Source organism: Yunchengibacter salinarum, from assembly GCF_037658235.1.
Taxonomy (GTDB): domain Bacteria; phylum Pseudomonadota; class Alphaproteobacteria; order Sphingomonadales; family Kordiimonadaceae; genus Yunchengibacter; species Yunchengibacter salinarum.
Genome location: NZ_JBBJLN010000008.1, coordinates 155089 through 169982 on the forward strand (window position 1 = coordinate 155089; position 14894 = coordinate 169982).

The window sequence follows — 14894 nt, forward strand, 5'->3', positions numbered from 1 at the left end:
CCCTGGGCACCCTTTGGCCTGAACAACTAACATATATGCCCATTTATGTTAGTTATCTTCTTGCAGCTAACAGGGATGTTAGTTAGGCTTTTTAGCTAACAGAAATCAGCATAAATGTTACTTAAGGAGGGGGAAATCAAAACCCGTGTCGGACGATATTTGAAGGGTAGCAGCGTGGGCGGGGAAGCCTATAAGACCTATATTCCAAAAAACCTGCCACCAGACCCGCCATTGGAAATGGCGGCATTTTACCCCTTTCTGGACAAGGCCAATATCGCCCTTGGTAAACTTGAGGGCATAAGCATGATATTGCCCGACCCGTCATTATTTCTGTACATGTATATCAGGAAAGAAGCCGTTTTATCGTCGCAGATCGAAGGAACACAATCCTCCCTTTCCGACCTGTTGTTATTTGAATCGGATGAAGCGCCGGGCGCCCCGATCGATGATGTGACAGAAGTATCCTGTTATGTGGCGGCCATGAATTACGGCCTTGAAAGGTTACGGAAATTTCCGCTTTCGCTCCGCCTTCTCCGGGAAATTCACGATCGCTTGATGAGCAATTCTCGTGGCGGAAATAAGATGCCGGGAGAGTTCAGAACATCCCAGAACTGGATTGGCGGCACCCGACCAGGAAACGCCCTTTTCGTGCCTCCGCCCCCTGAAAAGATGATGGACTGCCTGGATAATTTCGAAAAATTTCTACATGACGAAAAAATAAAAATGCCTGTTTTGATTAAGGCGGCATTGGCGCACGCGCAGTTCGAAACGATCCACCCGTTTCTTGATGGAAATGGTCGCCTCGGAAGGCTTTTAATTACTTTCATATTATGCAGTGAAGGTGTTTTGAGAGAACCTTTACTATACCTTAGCCTTTATCTTAAATCCAACAGAAAAGAATATTATGATCACTTGCAAAAAATTCGGGAAACCGGTGACTGGGAGTCATGGGTTATATTTTTCTTGAAGGGTGTTATCGAAACCGCCGAACAAGCGGCGCAAACGGCCCAGAGCATACGAAATTTATTTATATCTGATCAGATGCGAATTGAGACGTCCGGCAATACCGCCGCGAGTACGTTGACGGTCTTCAATCTGCTTCAGCGCCACCCCATCAGCAAAACGACGAAGATGACAGAATTATCCAATCTGTCACTGCCGACCGTTCTCCGAGCCCTGAACAATCTGGAAGAAATGGGCATCGTAAAAGAAATCACCGGGAAAGACCGGCATAAAGTTTTTGTATATGAAGCGTATCTTGCGACCTTGAACGAAGGAACCAACCCTATTGCCGCATAGGTGAGGCCGACTCTTCAATCCGTTCATCCAGAAAACCCACTTCGCGGGGAAGCCGGAGCAGGAACTGGCCGGCGTCCAGGGTGATGATCTCGCCGCTCGCCACCGCGCCGGACAGGCACAGCCGGGCCGCCTGGCAGACATGGTCCGGGTCCACCGGGCGCTTCAGGGCATTCATGCGTTTCAGGCGCGCCACCCGGCCCGTCGTTTCCGGCCCGCTTTCCAGAATCATGCTGGGCGACAGGCCATAAACCCGGCCCCGATCGCCCATCTGCCGGGCCATCATGGTGGTGGCGCCCGCCAGTGATACCTTGGCCAGGCTATAGGCGAAATAATCCGGGTTCAGGGCTTTCAGCTTGGCATCCAGAATATTGATCACCGTGCGCGGCACCCCCTGCGTGCTGCCCGCCAGCACCCTTTGGGCCAGCAGCACGGGCGCAATCATGTTCACCTGCTGAAAGCGGGCGAGGGCGGCGCCGTCGGTTTCGCCGAACAGGTCAAAACCAAACGCGGCGGCATTGTTGATCAGATGCAGCGACCGGCCTTCGCCGAGCCGCTCAACGGCCTCGACGAGCGCATCCACCGCTGCCGGGTCCGCCAGATCGCCGGAAACCAGATCGCACCGCCGCCCCATGGCGGTCACGTCCGCCTTCAGGCTTTCCGCCGGGCCGCGGGAGCGATTGTAATGGGCCACAATGTCATGGCCCGCCGATGCCAGATCCAGCGCCAGCGCCCGGCCAAGGCGCGCCCCCGCGCCCGTGATCATCACCGCCTCTGCCGTCATGTTGCTTCCTCTTCTGGCGCAGCGCTTGCCCGCGCCTTCATGATACGCCGCGATGGCACCGCCGGTTCGCCCGCCAGCCCGGCCCGACAGTTTGAGCAAAAAAAGCCGGGCCATGAAAGGCCCGGCAGGGTGGCAGACTTTGTGGTGTGGGGAAATCGGGTCGGTCAGTCCAGCGACCAGGGAGATTTCGGCGCTGTTCCCGCATTGATGATGGCGATCTGGTTGCCCATGCGGGTTTGCACCTCGTTACCCACCAGCCCCTTGGAAAACAACAGGATATTGAGCGAACCGCCGAAATTGAAATTGCCAAAGCGGGTCACGCCTTTCTTCACGCTGAGCCCCGGTGCCACATCCGGGTCGAATTCCACCGATCCCACGCTGTCCAGCCCCACGGGGATGCTGGCCACATAGCCGGTCAGGGTTTCGGGGGTGCGGCCCGGCAGGTTTTCATAGGTCACCTTGATGATGATAACGCCGCGCTGAAACACCTGAAACTGGCTGTAATCGGTGCCCAGCCGACCCACATTGCCATCCAGCGGCACCCAGTTGGGATAGTCGATATAGCCGAAGGTGCCGGTGGCGAAGGGGCTGCCCGTCTCGACGATCTCCGCATGAACGATCTTGCCATCCACCGGCGAATGGAAATGGTGATAGGTGTTGGGCATCAACACACAGGACAGCCCCGTGCCGCCGACGAACTGCTCCTTAAGGTCTTCCGGGGTGTTGGCCAGCAATTGGGACATGGACAGGGGAATGCCCTTGATATCCAGAATGGTGTCATATTGCAGGGGGTCCTCCACATAGGTGCGGTCATAGGTGGCATCCATTTTCTGCATCTGAATCAGCGGGTTCATGATGCAGTCCGTGGGCGAGACGATCACATAATCCCGATCCGGCATGGTCACCGGGCGGCTGGGTATGGTGCCGTCGGGGTTGGTTTTGAGCTGGCGGGTGAAAAAGCTGTTCCAGCTATCATACTGGTCGGCGCTGGTTTTTTTGTAATCGTCGATCTCGATGCGTGGATCGGCCACCCATTCGGGGACCTTGGCATCGGATTCGGCGCTGTTCATATAGGCAAGATAATCGCTGTTCCATTTGGCCAGAAACTGCTGGCCGGTTTCCAGTGGCTGGTCCGGTGCGTTGGGGTCCCGGCCCTGCACGAAATCCTGCCCATACTGATTCTGATAGAAGAACCAGGCGAAATAGAGGATCGGGTCCAGCGCATTGTCGCTCGTGCCGTGGATTTCGGGCAATGTCACGCACCACTGGCTGAACATGGTCACCATCATGGACAGCAGCGCATCCGCATCCTGCACCCGCCACGGATTGGCCCGGCTGCCATGATAGGCATAACCCTGGGGCATGTCCTTCAGGCCGGAAAGCACCTTTTCCAGCGCGGCACGGGTGGCCGGGTCCGTCTGATACTGGTCGATCAGATAAACCAGCGAAGGCCCGCACGGATTGGCCAGAAGCGTATCTTCGTCCGGCAGGCTGGGGGCGGCCCCGGCATTCGGGCCGGGAAGCATCAGGGCGGCGCTCAGGGTGACGGCGGCGCCCAGGCGGCGCAAAACGGATAAGGGCATGATCATCCTCCTTTTTGGTTGCGCGATAAAAAGGCACATGTCTTTCCGGTTGTGCCCCTGGTTAAAAAACGACCCCACCCGCGCCCGGATGGGGTCAGAAGGGCGAAGCCCTCAATAGGTCACGCCCAGCGTCACACCCCACCAGCGGGGCGGCCCGAAGAATTGCTGGTTGAAGCCACCAATGCCGGTGAAGTCGAACGTGTAGACCAGATATTCCTTGTCGAAGATGTTCTCCACAAAGGCGGATAGCTCATAGCGGCCATCGTCGCTGCGCCAGGTGCTGCGAAAGTCGAACAGCACATAGTCGCCCTGTCGGGAAATATCGGAATTGGTGATGTCGAAGAAATGGCTGCCCTGATAATTGAAGCTCAGGATATGGCTCAACTCGCCCGAATCACCAGGGGCATGGGTATAGCGGACAAAGCCATTAGCCGTCACCTCGGGCGCCAGCACCGCTTCCCGATTGTCCAGCGTGGTTCCCTGCACGGTCACCCCGTCCACATCCGTATCCAGCAGGCTCAGCCCCAGTTGAACATCCAGCCCGTCCATCGGGCGCAGGCCCAATTCCGCTTCACCGCCAAAAAAGGTGGCGTCCGCATTGGTGATGAACTGGGACAGGCCCTGAAAGGTGAGCGCCTGAAAGTCATCATAGTCATAGAGAAAGGCGGACGCATTGATAGTGGCCAGGCCGCTTTCGGAAGACCATTTGACCCCTGCCTCATACGAGGTGAGCAGCTCCGATTCGAACGCCACCTGTTCGGATGTGATGAAATCGGTCTGATCCAGGAAACCGGCATTGAAACCGCCCGCCTTGAACCCCCGGCTCCAGGTGGCATACAGCAGCGTGCCCGGTGTGGCCTGCCAGTCCAGCGACAGTTTCCAGGTCAGGTTTTCGTCATTGATCCGGCTGGCATCCGGGCTGACCACATCCACCGGCCCGGCGCCCAGCGCGGCGGCAAAGCCGTTCACCGCGCCGGGGCGCAGCGAAAAGAAATTGGCCTCGCCCACACCATTGACCACATTGTTCAACAAGGCGCCCGCGGGGGCGCGATTCACATAGTCAAAGTCCCGGTCCTCCGTTGTATAGCGCAGGCCCGCCGTCAAATTCAGGGTGTCGGTCAGCAGATATTCACCCTGGGCGAATCCGGCGATGGACTGGGTATCCTGCCGGTAGTCCACATCAAAGACGATGCCGGGCAGCAGATCCGGCGTGGCGGCGAAATCGTTGAACGCGGCCAGCGCCCCGCCGAACACCGCCGGATCGGAATCCAGCAGGGCGGCAAAATCGCCGCGCCAGCGCACGGTCAGGTCATTGGCGCCCACCACTTTCGTATCCAGAAAGAAAACCCCCGCCTGCCACATGCCGCGGTCATAGGTGCCCACCAGGCGCAGTTCTTCCGAAAAGGTCTCTATGTCCGAATTGAAGGTGGGTTCGATGCCCGGATTCGGGCCCACATCCGTGTCTTCCTCATGCAGTTTTTCGGTTTTCTGCCAGGCCAGTATGTTGACCAGATCGATTCTGTCGGTCAGCCCCGTTTCATAGGTGGCGTGGACCCCTGTGGTCTCGATATCCAGTACGCCGGTGCGGTCGAACTCGCCAGCGAAATTATCCCCGTCCGTATCGGCGAAGCAGTAGATGTCCCGCGGCACGTCCTTCGGGCAGAAGGGCAGATTGTCCGCCCCGGTGGCGCCCAGCGTGGCCTGATGCTGATATTGCGGTGCCACGGTATCCGACCGGGACAGAAAGCCCTTCAGATTCAGCAGCCCGGTGGCGCCCACGTCGAACTCCACCTGTCCGCGCAGGGCCAGCGTGTCCGCCTCATTGGCGTCCGGGCCGATGCGGTTTTCCACATAGCCGTCGCGCCGGTCATAGGCCACCGAAAGGCGGCTGCGCACGCCGTCCGCCAGGGCGCCGCCCACGGCGCCTTCAAAATTGAGGGTGCCTGACTTGCCCGCTTCCACGGTCATATAGGCTTCGGTCTCTTCACTGGGCTTACGGGAAATGAAATGCACCAGCCCGCCGGTGGCATTGCGCCCGAAAATGGTCCCCTGCGGCCCGCGCAGAACCTCCACCCGCTCCACGTCGAAAAGCTGAAAGGTCAGGCCCGGCAAGGCGGCCTGATACACGTCATCCAGATAAACCGCGATCGGGCCTTCGTTATTGTCGTTGAAATCATTCAGCCCCACCCCGCGCAGCGTGAAGGATGGATTGTTCCCCTCCCCCACCGGTGTGCCGATGTTCAACCCCGGCACCTGCGCCACGATATCCGTGCTGTCGTCAAACCCGAACTGGCGCAGGGCATCGCCGCTGAAGGCGGTGACGGACAGCCCCACTTCCTGCACGCCCTGCTCCACCTTCTGGGCGGTGACCATGATCTCATCCAGCACCTGGGCGCTGGCGCCCGTCGCCACGCCGATGCCCCCGGCCACGGCCACGGCCATCCTGACCGTCTGGCGACCATATCCCCCTTGACGACCAGACCGGACCCGGCTGCCTGCACGACCTTTCTGATGGAATCCCATATGCTTTACCCCGTACATACAATGCAACGCCTGACATGGCGCCCCCAAGCAAGTGTATCCTATCCGTATAAAGCGCCGTGATGCACTAAAAAGTAGTTATAAAAAGAAAAGATACGCTTTTTCAAAGAAATCGTCGGTTTTGTCAGAATGCGGGATAATGGCGATCAGGCTCACCTTATCTGACCATATTCTTACAGAAAATGTGGCGGACTACCCCGCAATAGCGGTTTTACGGGCCAGACCAGGAAAGGCAGCGGGCGGGATCGCGCCATGGCGGTCCATCAGAAAGGCGCGCGCATGAGGCATCGTTAAAATGGTAAATCATAAATATAGATCAGTTATGGAAATTGATGGGGAGTTGTGTCTAAACTGGCGCCGATCATCCGTGGCCAAGCTGAGCAACCCAAGGAAGAAACCCTATGGCGGTGCTGTCTTTCAGCCGGTCCAGACCGGCCCCAATGCAAACCCCGGCGGGCGATGTCCCGACCAGGCCAACCATGGGCACCGGCCCTTTGGTGGCCGCCCTTGCCCGCCTGACAGCCGGGGAAAGCCCGGACAGCAGCGACCTGCCCGCCGACGTGGCCTCGGCGCTGGACGAGCTGGCCCATGTGATAACGGACCTGCGCACACAGCGGGACAGCGCCGTCGCCGATGCGGAGCGGCTTCATCTCTATGAGAATTATGCCGGCATCGGCCTGTGGGAGGGGCTGCTGGTGGATGGGGACTTCGAGCACCCGGACAGCCGCTGGACCTGGTCAAACGAATATCGCCGCCTGCTGGGGTTCGAGTCGGAGGCGGATTTTCCCAATAAGCTGTCAAGCTGGATGGATCGCCTGCACGAGGATGACATCCAGAAACTGATCGACAGTTTCGAAGAACATCTGGAAGATACCAGCGGGCATTCCACCTATGACGTGGAATACCGTATCAAGAACAAGGCCGGGGACTATATCTGGCTGCGGGAAACAGGCCGGGCCGAGCGGGATGACAATGGCGTGCCCAACCGGGTGTTCGGGTCCATCATTTCCATTCAGGCCGAAAAGGAGGCACAGGCCCGCCTGGCCAGAACGGCGGACCATGTGCAGACCAGCCTGAAAGGCGTTACCGATCAGACCGTTGCGGATGCCCGCGATCTGGCGGGGTCGGCGGAGCATCTGCGCCGGATGGCGGACTCCATGCGCCAGCGCGCCGACGAGGCGGACGAGCAGGCCCGCCGCAGCCTGGACAATATGGGCACCGTCGCCTCTGCGACGGAGGAAATGTCCTCGTCCGTGCGGGAAGTGGCGGATCAGGCCAATCAGACCCGCACCAGCACGGAAGAAGCGGACAGGGCCGCCAAGGCCGCGCGGGAACGGGTGAGCCGCATGGCCGGATCGGCAGAGGATGTGGCCCAGACGCTGGAAATGATGAAGCAGATCGCGGACCAGACCAATCTGCTGGCACTGAACGCCACAATCGAAGCGGCCCGCGCCGGGGATGCGGGCCGGGGGTTCGCCGTGGTAGCGCGGGAGGTGAAAAGCCTCGCCCAGCAAAGCGCCAGGGCCGCGGAGGAAATCGCCGCCAAGCTGGACGCCATGAAGGAAGCCACTCGCGGCTCCGTTTCGGAAATGGAAGGGGTAACCAGCCTGATCAGCACGGTGCACGATCTGGCGGTCTCCACCAGTGCCGCAATGGATCAGCAGGCCGCCGCGGGCCAGGAAATCGCCCGCAGCGTGGCGGAAGCGAGCCAGTCGAATCAGGCCATTTCCGATGCGGTGGCGCGGGTCAAGGAAGACACCGGCGCCCTTGCCAGCACGGGGGAGCAGGTGAACAGCCACAGCCGGACCCTGACCCGCAATGCGGAAACCGTATCCGAGCATGTGGACGGCCTGATCCGCGATATCCGCCAAGCCTCAGGCTAGAAGTTATCCGGCTGGATCAGGGCGCCGCCACACCATCCCGCCGCCCGCATGGCGGAGCAACGGGGTGGGCAGGGCATGTGTTTCCTCGCCAAGGCGGGGCCTGTCAGCAATCCACCACGGTGGATGGAATGGGAATGGTGGCGGCCAGCCCGCCACGGGCGGTTTCCTTGTATTTGGCGCGCATGTCCTTGCCGGTGTCCCGCATGGTGCGGATCACCTTGTCCAGCGACACGAAATGGTCCCCGTCCCCTTTCAGGGCCAGCCGCGCCGCATTGATGGCCTTGATGGCGCCCATGGCGTTGCGCTCGATACAGGGCACCTGCACCAGCCCGCCCACCGGATCGCAGGTAAGCCCCAGATTATGTTCCATGCCGATCTCGGCGGCGTTTTCCACCTGTCGCGGGGTGCCGCCCATCACCTCGGTCAATCCGGCGGCGGCCATGGAACAGGCACTGCCCACCTCGCCCTGGCACCCCACTTCCGCCCCCGCGATGGAGGCATTGTCCTTGAACAGCTTGCCCACCGCCCCGGCGGTCAGCAGGAAGCGGTTCACCCCCGCCGCGTCGGCGCCCGGACAGAAACGGGTATAATAATGCAGCACGGCGGGCACGATACCGGCCGCGCCATTGGTGGGGGCGGTCACCACACGCCCGCCCGCGGCGTTTTCCTCGTTCACCGCCAGCGCGTACAGATTGACCCAATCCATGATGGTCAGCGGATCGGTCAGCGATGCTTCGGGGCGGGCACAAAGCGCCTGATACAGCCGGGCCGCCCGACGCTTCAGGTTCAGGCCCGGCATGGTGCCATCACTGGCGACGCCCTTGGCCACGCAGTCCTGCATGGCCTGCCATACCTGGGTCAGGTGCCGGTCCACCCGGTCGGCCCCGTGCACCGCCGCTTCATTGGCGTGCATGATGGCGCTGATGGGCAGATCGGCGGTATGGGCGTGATCCAGCAGGGTCGCCGCATCCTGAAACGGATAGGGCACATCCGGTTCCGGCTCCGGCGCGGCATTGTCGCCGTCGCGGACCACATAGCCGCCGCCCACGGAATAGCTCACATCATAATACAGAGTCTCGCCCGCCGCGTCATAGGCGCGGTATTCCATGCCATTGGGATGAAAGGGCAGGCGGTCCCGTGGTTTCAGGATCAGGTCGCTGGCGGTGTCGAACGGAATCGGCTCCGCGCCCGGCAGGGCCAGTGTGCCCTCTGCCCGCACCTTGTCCGACAGGGCGGGCAGGCCGTCCGCATCGACGCTTTCGGGCCGCTGCCCCATCAGCCCGGCCAGAATGGCCTTGTCCGCCCCGTGGCCGAAGGCGGTGGCGCCCAGCGAACCGTATAGCGTGACGGTCACGCGGCGGGTTTCCGCCAGAACGGCGCGCCGCTCCAGCGCTTCCACAAAAGCCAGCGCCGCCCGCATCGGCCCCACGGTGTGGGAACTGCTCGGCCCTATGCCGACGGAAAAGAGATCGAGCACGCTGGTGGTCATGGTGGCACGGAGTCCTTGTTGATTTCATATGCAACAGCGGATTCAGAGTGCCAGAAAGCACCCGCCAGACAAGCCTTTATCCCACGCTGCCTTTTTCGGTGTACCGCTAGCCGCTTTCGCGCACGAAACGATAGGGCGATACCCCGCGAGAGCGTTCGTCCACGATCAGCCGGGCGGACAGGGGCGGCGCGGCCCGTTGCGGGCAGGCCTGCCGCTCGCACAGGCGGCAGGTGGGACCGATGGGGGTGGCGTCCGCCGCTTCCAGATTGAAGCCTCTGGCATAAACGAGATCCCGCGCATGGGCCAGATCACAGCCCAGCGAGACGGCGAATTCCTGGTCCGGTGCGTCGAACCGGTTGGAGGCGCGGGATACCGTGCGGCTGATGGTGAAGTAGGTGGTTTCGTCCGGCATCTGCACCAGTTGCGGAATGATGCGGCCCGGATTGGCAAAGGCATCATGCACCCGCCACAGCGGGCAGGTGCCGCCGAATCGGGAGAAATGAAAGCGCCCGGCGGAAAACCGCTTGGAGACATTGCCCGCCTTGTCCAGCCGGATGAAGAAGAACGGGATACCCTTGGCGCCGGGGCGCTGCAATGTGGTGAGCCGGTGGCACACCTGCTCGAAGCTGGCGCCGAACCGGCGGCCCAGATGGGCCACGTCATAGCCAAGCGCACGGGCATCTTCCAGAAACCGGCCATAGGGCATGATCAGCGCGCCCGCGAAATAATTGGCCAGCGAAATACGCAGCATCCGCCCGGCTTCGTCCTCCGCCAATCGGGCGCGGCGCACATGGCCATCGATCATCTCCCCCTGTTCAAGCTGGGCCAGCAGGGCGGCGATCTGGAAATTGCGGCTGGGCCCGTCCAGCAGTTCGGAAAGCTGCAACTGGCGGCGGTGATGGTCGAAATAGCGCAGCATTTCCGGCATCACTTCATAGGGCATGATCCGCACCCGCACGCCATGCGCCTCATCCAGCCGGGCGGACAGCGCCAGAAAGGCATCCTCCCGGTCCAGGCCGATTTCGCTGTGGCGCACTTCCGCCGCCTCGTCCAGATCGGGGAAATGATTGCGCTGGTCATGGATGAAGTCGCGCACCGCATCCACCGGCTGGCCGCCGTCACTGGTGTGAACCGCGTCGCGCGCCACCCGGCTGGTCAGATCGCTGGCATTCTGGCGCGCCTGGCGATAGGCGCCGTACAGTAGCCCCATCGCCTCCACCGCGCGGGGGGAGGCATCGGCCAGGTCCTGCATATCGCCCCGTCCAAGGCCCAGCCCGGCGAACAGCGGGTCCGCCAGAATTTCGCTCAGGTCCGCAAAGGCGCGGGCCTCGTCCGTTCCAGCGAAGGCGGACAGGTCCACATCATAGATTTCCGCCAGCCGCAGCAGGAATTGCGCGCTGACCGGGCGCTGGTTGCGTTCCACCAGATTGAGATAGCTGGTGGAAAAGCCCAGTTCCGCCGCCATGCGGCTCTGGCTCAGCCCCCGATCCCGGCGCAGACGCTTCAGCCGGGGACCGGCAAACAGTTTCTTCGGCGTGTCCGGGTCGGCCATGGGTCTCTCCGAAAAAAGGGCGCCCGTGCGGAGTGGGCCACGGATGCCACGGTGTTTTACATAATTTACATTTTATCTTTTTTACATTTACAAAACCATTCATTCAAACACTTTTTGTATGGTTTTGACTTTTACATAGGTCATTTTCTGTGTTTCCTGATCATCAAGGCGACAGATTATAACATATCGCCGGATATTTGATCGCGCCCCCATAAAGGAGACAGACCATGACCGAGCGTTTCGAAGACCTGATCACCGATTGCCCCGAAGGCCGCTTTGACGGCATTGAGCGGACCTATTCGGTATCGGATGTGAAGCGCCTGCGCGGATCACTGCCGATTCGCCATACGCTGGCGGAACGCGGCGCCAACCGCCTGTGGGACTTGCTGAAGTCCGAGGATTACATCAATGCGCTGGGTGCGCTGTCCGGCAATCAGGCCATGCAGCAGGTGCGCGCGGGCCTGAAGGCGATCTATCTGTCCGGCTGGCAGGTGGCGGCGGACAACAACACCGCCGGCACCACCTACCCGGATCAGTCGCTCTATCCCGCCAATTCCGGGCCGGAACTGTGCCGCAAGATCAACCGCACCCTTGCCCGCGCCGACCAGATCGAGCACGCCGAGGGTGGCGCCAGCCGGGACTGGTTCGCCCCCATCGTGGCCGATGCGGAGGCGGGCTTCGGCGGCCCGCTGAACAGCTATGAACTGATGAAATCCTATATCGAGGCGGGCGCGGCGGGCGTTCATTATGAAGACCAGCTCGCTTCGGAAAAGAAGTGCGGCCATCTGGGCGGCAAGGTGCTGATCCCCACCCAGGCGCATGAGAAAAACCTGGCGGCGGCGCGGCTGGCGGCGGATGTATGCGGCGTGCCCACGCTTCTGGTGGCCCGCACGGATGCCGAATCCGCCAAGCTCATCACCTCGGACGTGGACGAGCGCGACCATCGCTTCATCAAGGACCGGTCTGAGCGCACGGCGGAAGGCTTCTTCCATCTGGATGCGGGCGTGGACCATTGCATTGCCCGCGGGCTCAATTTCGCCCGCCATGCGGACCTGCTGTGGTGGGAGACCTCCACCCCCGACCTGGACGACGCAAAGCGCTTCGCCGAGGCGATCCAGGAACAGTATCCGGGCAAGATGCTGGCCTATAACTGCTCGCCCAGCTTCAACTGGCAGCGCAATCTGGATGCCACCACCATCGCCAAATTCCAGCGGGAGCTGGGGGCCATGGGCTATAAGTTCCAGTTCGTCACGCTGGCCGGTTTCCACAGCCTGAACTATGGCATGTTCGAACTGGCCCGCGGCTACCGCGATCGCGGCATGGAAGCCTATAGCGAATTGCAGCAGGCGGAATTCGCGGCGGAAGTGAACGGCTATACCGCCACCCGCCACCAGCGCGAAGTGGGCACCGGCTATTTCGATGCGGTGGCACAGGCCATTTCCGGCGGCGCTTCCAGCACCACGGCCATGGGCGACTCCACCGAATCGTCCCAGTTCGCCGCCGAATAAAGCGGGCATTTCCGGCCTGCACGCGCCCGACCCCGACACCGGGGCCGGGCGTTTTTTATGGCACCGGGCCGTGGCGGGGTTGGCCTCGGCCCTGCAAGCGTCTATGTGAAAAGGCGATCCACCGCCGCGAACGGCGCCCCCGTTTCGCGGCCAGGCGTTTGAAGGAAAGGTATGACGGCATGGCGAAAATCTCCGTGACCAATCTGGCCGGGCAGACCCGCACCATCGAGGCGGAAAGCGGCCTGTCCCTGATGGAAAACATCCGCAACAATGATTTCGACGATCTTCAGGCCATTTGCGGCGGCTGCTGTTCCTGCTGCACCTGCCATGTCTATGTGACCGGCGGCCCCGCCGATCAGCTTGAGGACATGGCCGACGATGAACGCTTCCTGCTGGAAGACAGCCCCTGCTTCGAGGAGGGCCGCTCCCGGTTGTCCTGCCAGGTGGAAATGGACGACCATCTGGACGGGCTGGCCGTGACCATCGCGCCGGAGGACTGAAAACCCCCATCCGCCAACGACCCGCCACAGCCCGCCACCGCCAACCACAAGGAGGCCCCCATGCCGGACCTGAGTGAAACCCTGATCGCCCATGACGAGACCCGCGCGGCCACCGCGATCACCCCGGTGCGCACCGATCGGCTGGATGATGCGCTGGCGGACCTGCCGGAGCGCAAGGCCGCCTGGGCACGGGCGGCGGGCTTTACCGGCAAGGCGGGCAGCGCGCTGACCCTGCCGGGGGAAGACGGCGGCGTTGGCCGCATCCTTGTGGGCGTGGGGGATACGGACCCGGCAGCCGGCAACCCCTGGTGGCTGGCAGCGGCGCTGAAAAGCCTGCCGGGCGGGGTGTACCGGCTTGATGACAGCATCGGCCATCGTGCCGCCGCTTCCGCCGCCCTTGGCTGGGCGCTGGGCCAGTATCGTTTCACCCGCTACAAGGCGGCGCCCGATGACGACGCCCCCCGCGTGCTGATGCTGCCGCGCGGCGCCGAGCCGGACCAGATCGCCCATCAGGTGGCGGCCATTGCCCTGGTGCGCGATCTGGTGAACACCCCCACCGAGCATATGGGCCCCGCCCAGTTACAGGACGTGGCCGAGGAACTGGCGGAAACCTTTGGCGCCGAGCTTGGCACCACGGTCGGCGATGATCTGCTGGAAGAAAATCTGCCCGCCATCCATGTGGTGGGCCGCGCCGCCGCCGAGGGGCGGGAACCCCGGCTGATCGACATGCGCTGGTCCGCCCCCAAGGCCGATGACGGGGCGCCGCGCGTGACCCTGGTGGGCAAGGGTGTGTGCTATGACACGGGCGGGCTGAGCCTGAAACCGTCCAGCGGTATGCGCAACATGAAAAAGGACATGGGCGGCGCGGCCCATGTGCTGGGGCTGGCCCGGCTGATCATGGGGCTGGAAACGCCGGTGCATCTGCGCGTGCTGATCCCGGCGGTGGAAAACGCCGTGGCCGCCAACAGCTATCGCCCCGGCGACGTGATCGCCACCCGCAAGGGGCTGAGCGTGGAAGTGGGCAATACGGACGCGGAAGGGCGCCTTGTTCTGTGCGATGCCCTGACCCTTGCCGGAGAGGATGATCGCACACCTGACCTGTTGATCGATTTCGCCACCCTGACCGGGGCGGCGCGGACGGCGCTGGGGCCTGATCTTCCCGCCACCTACAGCCGGTCGGATGCCCTGTGGCAGGCGCTGGCCGACGGGGCGGATGCCCACGGCGACCCGCTCTGGCGGATGCCGCTCTGGGCCGATTATGACGGTTGGCTGGATAGCCAGATCGCCGATCTGTGCAATATCAGCGAAGGCGGCAGCGGCGCCGGGTCCATCACGGCGGCGCTGTATCTGCAACGTTTCGTGCCGGAAACCGTGCCCTGGGCGCATCTGGATATTTTCGCCTGGTCCCCCAAGGAGCGGCCCGGTCGGCCCGTGGGCGGCCATGCGCAGGGCCTGCTGGCCGTGTGGGAGGCCATCCGCACCTGGCGGGAGCGGGCCGAGTAACGCCCACCGGGTACCCGTTGGCGGGTGGGCGGGGGGCGGCGGATCACAATTTCGTGAATTTTGTTTACCCTTTTTAAGCCTTTGCCCCCTAGCCTTGGCTTGAACCGAAGGGATGTTTGGGTCAGTCTGCCATTGTTACGCACCTGTCCCGATTCGGTGGTGCCCGATTCGGATGCGCTGAAGTCAGGTGCGCTGAAGCCGGATGCACGGGCGGCCCGAAGGGGAGCCACCCCGAAAGGGGGGCTCGAAATGGGG

10 protein-coding genes are annotated in these 14894 nt (G+C 62.1%); 5 read left to right on the top strand and 5 right to left on the bottom strand.

Annotated elements, in window-relative coordinates; translation table 11 throughout:
• Positions 1-114 precede the first annotated feature (114 nt).
• Complete coding sequence (locus WGH93_RS10290) at positions 115-1299, top strand: Fic family protein (protein WP_374764798.1); 1185 nt, start codon at positions 115-117, stop codon at positions 1297-1299.
• On the opposite strand, the gene WGH93_RS10295 is transcribed toward WGH93_RS10290, so the two are convergent.
• The 3 genes from WGH93_RS10295 to WGH93_RS10305 all read right to left on the bottom strand — a co-directional run bounded on the left by WGH93_RS10295 (position 1286) and on the right by WGH93_RS10305 (position 6099).
• Complete coding sequence (locus tag WGH93_RS10295) at positions 1286-2080, bottom strand: SDR family oxidoreductase (RefSeq protein WP_374764799.1); 795 nt, start codon at positions 2078-2080, stop codon at positions 1286-1288. The genes WGH93_RS10290 and WGH93_RS10295 overlap by 14 nt on opposite strands.
• 164 nt (positions 2081-2244) lie before the next feature.
• Positions 2245-3663 (bottom strand): phosphatidylserine decarboxylase, encoded by a 1419-nt coding sequence (locus tag WGH93_RS10300; protein ID WP_374764800.1) that lies wholly within the window; start codon positions 3661-3663, stop codon positions 2245-2247.
• Positions 3664-3774: 111 nt separating this feature from the next.
• Entirely contained in the window at positions 3775-6099 is a 2325-nt protein-coding gene (locus WGH93_RS10305) for a TonB-dependent receptor (RefSeq protein WP_374764801.1), read from the bottom strand.
• Between the two features lie 584 nt (positions 6100-6683).
• On the opposite strand from WGH93_RS10305, the gene WGH93_RS10310 reads away from it, so the two are divergent.
• On the top strand, positions 6684-8087 hold the full coding sequence (locus WGH93_RS10310) for a methyl-accepting chemotaxis protein (RefSeq protein WP_374764802.1): 1404 nt from the start codon (positions 6684-6686) through the stop codon (positions 8085-8087).
• A gap of 103 nt (positions 8088-8190) precedes the next feature.
• Here WGH93_RS10310 and WGH93_RS10315 read toward each other — a convergent pair whose 3' ends face one another.
• Both WGH93_RS10315 and WGH93_RS10320 read right to left on the bottom strand, forming a co-directional pair.
• Positions 8191-9576, bottom strand: coding sequence for an L-serine ammonia-lyase (locus tag WGH93_RS10315; protein WP_374764803.1), 1386 nt, complete (start codon positions 9574-9576; stop codon positions 8191-8193).
• A gap of 106 nt (positions 9577-9682) precedes the next feature.
• On the bottom strand, positions 9683-11128 hold the full coding sequence (locus WGH93_RS10320) for a helix-turn-helix domain-containing protein (protein WP_374764804.1): 1446 nt from the start codon (positions 11126-11128) through the stop codon (positions 9683-9685).
• Positions 11129-11355: 227 nt separating this feature from the next.
• Here WGH93_RS10320 and aceA point away from each other — a divergent pair, with 227 nt between their 5' ends.
• The 3 genes from aceA to WGH93_RS10335 all read left to right on the top strand — a co-directional run bounded on the left by aceA (position 11356) and on the right by WGH93_RS10335 (position 14639).
• Positions 11356-12636 (top strand): isocitrate lyase, encoded by a 1281-nt coding sequence (aceA, locus tag WGH93_RS10325; RefSeq protein WP_374764805.1) that lies wholly within the window; start codon positions 11356-11358, stop codon positions 12634-12636.
• Positions 12637-12815: 179 nt separating this feature from the next.
• Positions 12816-13136 (top strand): 2Fe-2S iron-sulfur cluster-binding protein, encoded by a 321-nt coding sequence (locus tag WGH93_RS10330; protein ID WP_374764806.1) that lies wholly within the window; start codon positions 12816-12818, stop codon positions 13134-13136.
• Positions 13137-13196: 60 nt separating this feature from the next.
• Positions 13197-14639, top strand: coding sequence for a leucyl aminopeptidase family protein (locus WGH93_RS10335; RefSeq protein ID WP_374764807.1), 1443 nt, complete (start codon positions 13197-13199; stop codon positions 14637-14639).
• The last annotated feature ends 255 nt before the right edge of the window (positions 14640-14894 follow it).

Coding starts and splice junctions, on each gene's coding strand:
- WGH93_RS10300 (WP_374764800.1), bottom strand. CDS start 3,663: ATGCCCTTATCCGTTTTGCGCCGCCTGGGCGCCGCCGTCACCCTGAGC.
- WGH93_RS10295 (WP_374764799.1), bottom strand. CDS start 2,080: ATGACGGCAGAGGCGGTGATGATCACGGGCGCGGGGGCGCGCCTTGGC.
- WGH93_RS10335 (WP_374764807.1), top strand. CDS start 13,197: ATGCCGGACCTGAGTGAAACCCTGATCGCCCATGACGAGACCCGCGCG.
- WGH93_RS10310 (WP_374764802.1), top strand. CDS start 6,684: ATGGGCACCGGCCCTTTGGTGGCCGCCCTTGCCCGCCTGACAGCCGGG.
- WGH93_RS10315 (WP_374764803.1), bottom strand. CDS start 9,576: ATGACCACCAGCGTGCTCGATCTCTTTTCCGTCGGCATAGGGCCGAGC.
- WGH93_RS10290 (WP_374764798.1), top strand. CDS start 115: ATGTTACTTAAGGAGGGGGAAATCAAAACCCGTGTCGGACGATATTTG.
- WGH93_RS10320 (WP_374764804.1), bottom strand. CDS start 11,128: ATGGCCGACCCGGACACGCCGAAGAAACTGTTTGCCGGTCCCCGGCTG.
- WGH93_RS10330 (WP_374764806.1), top strand. CDS start 12,816: ATGGCGAAAATCTCCGTGACCAATCTGGCCGGGCAGACCCGCACCATC.
- aceA (WP_374764805.1), top strand. CDS start 11,356: ATGACCGAGCGTTTCGAAGACCTGATCACCGATTGCCCCGAAGGCCGC.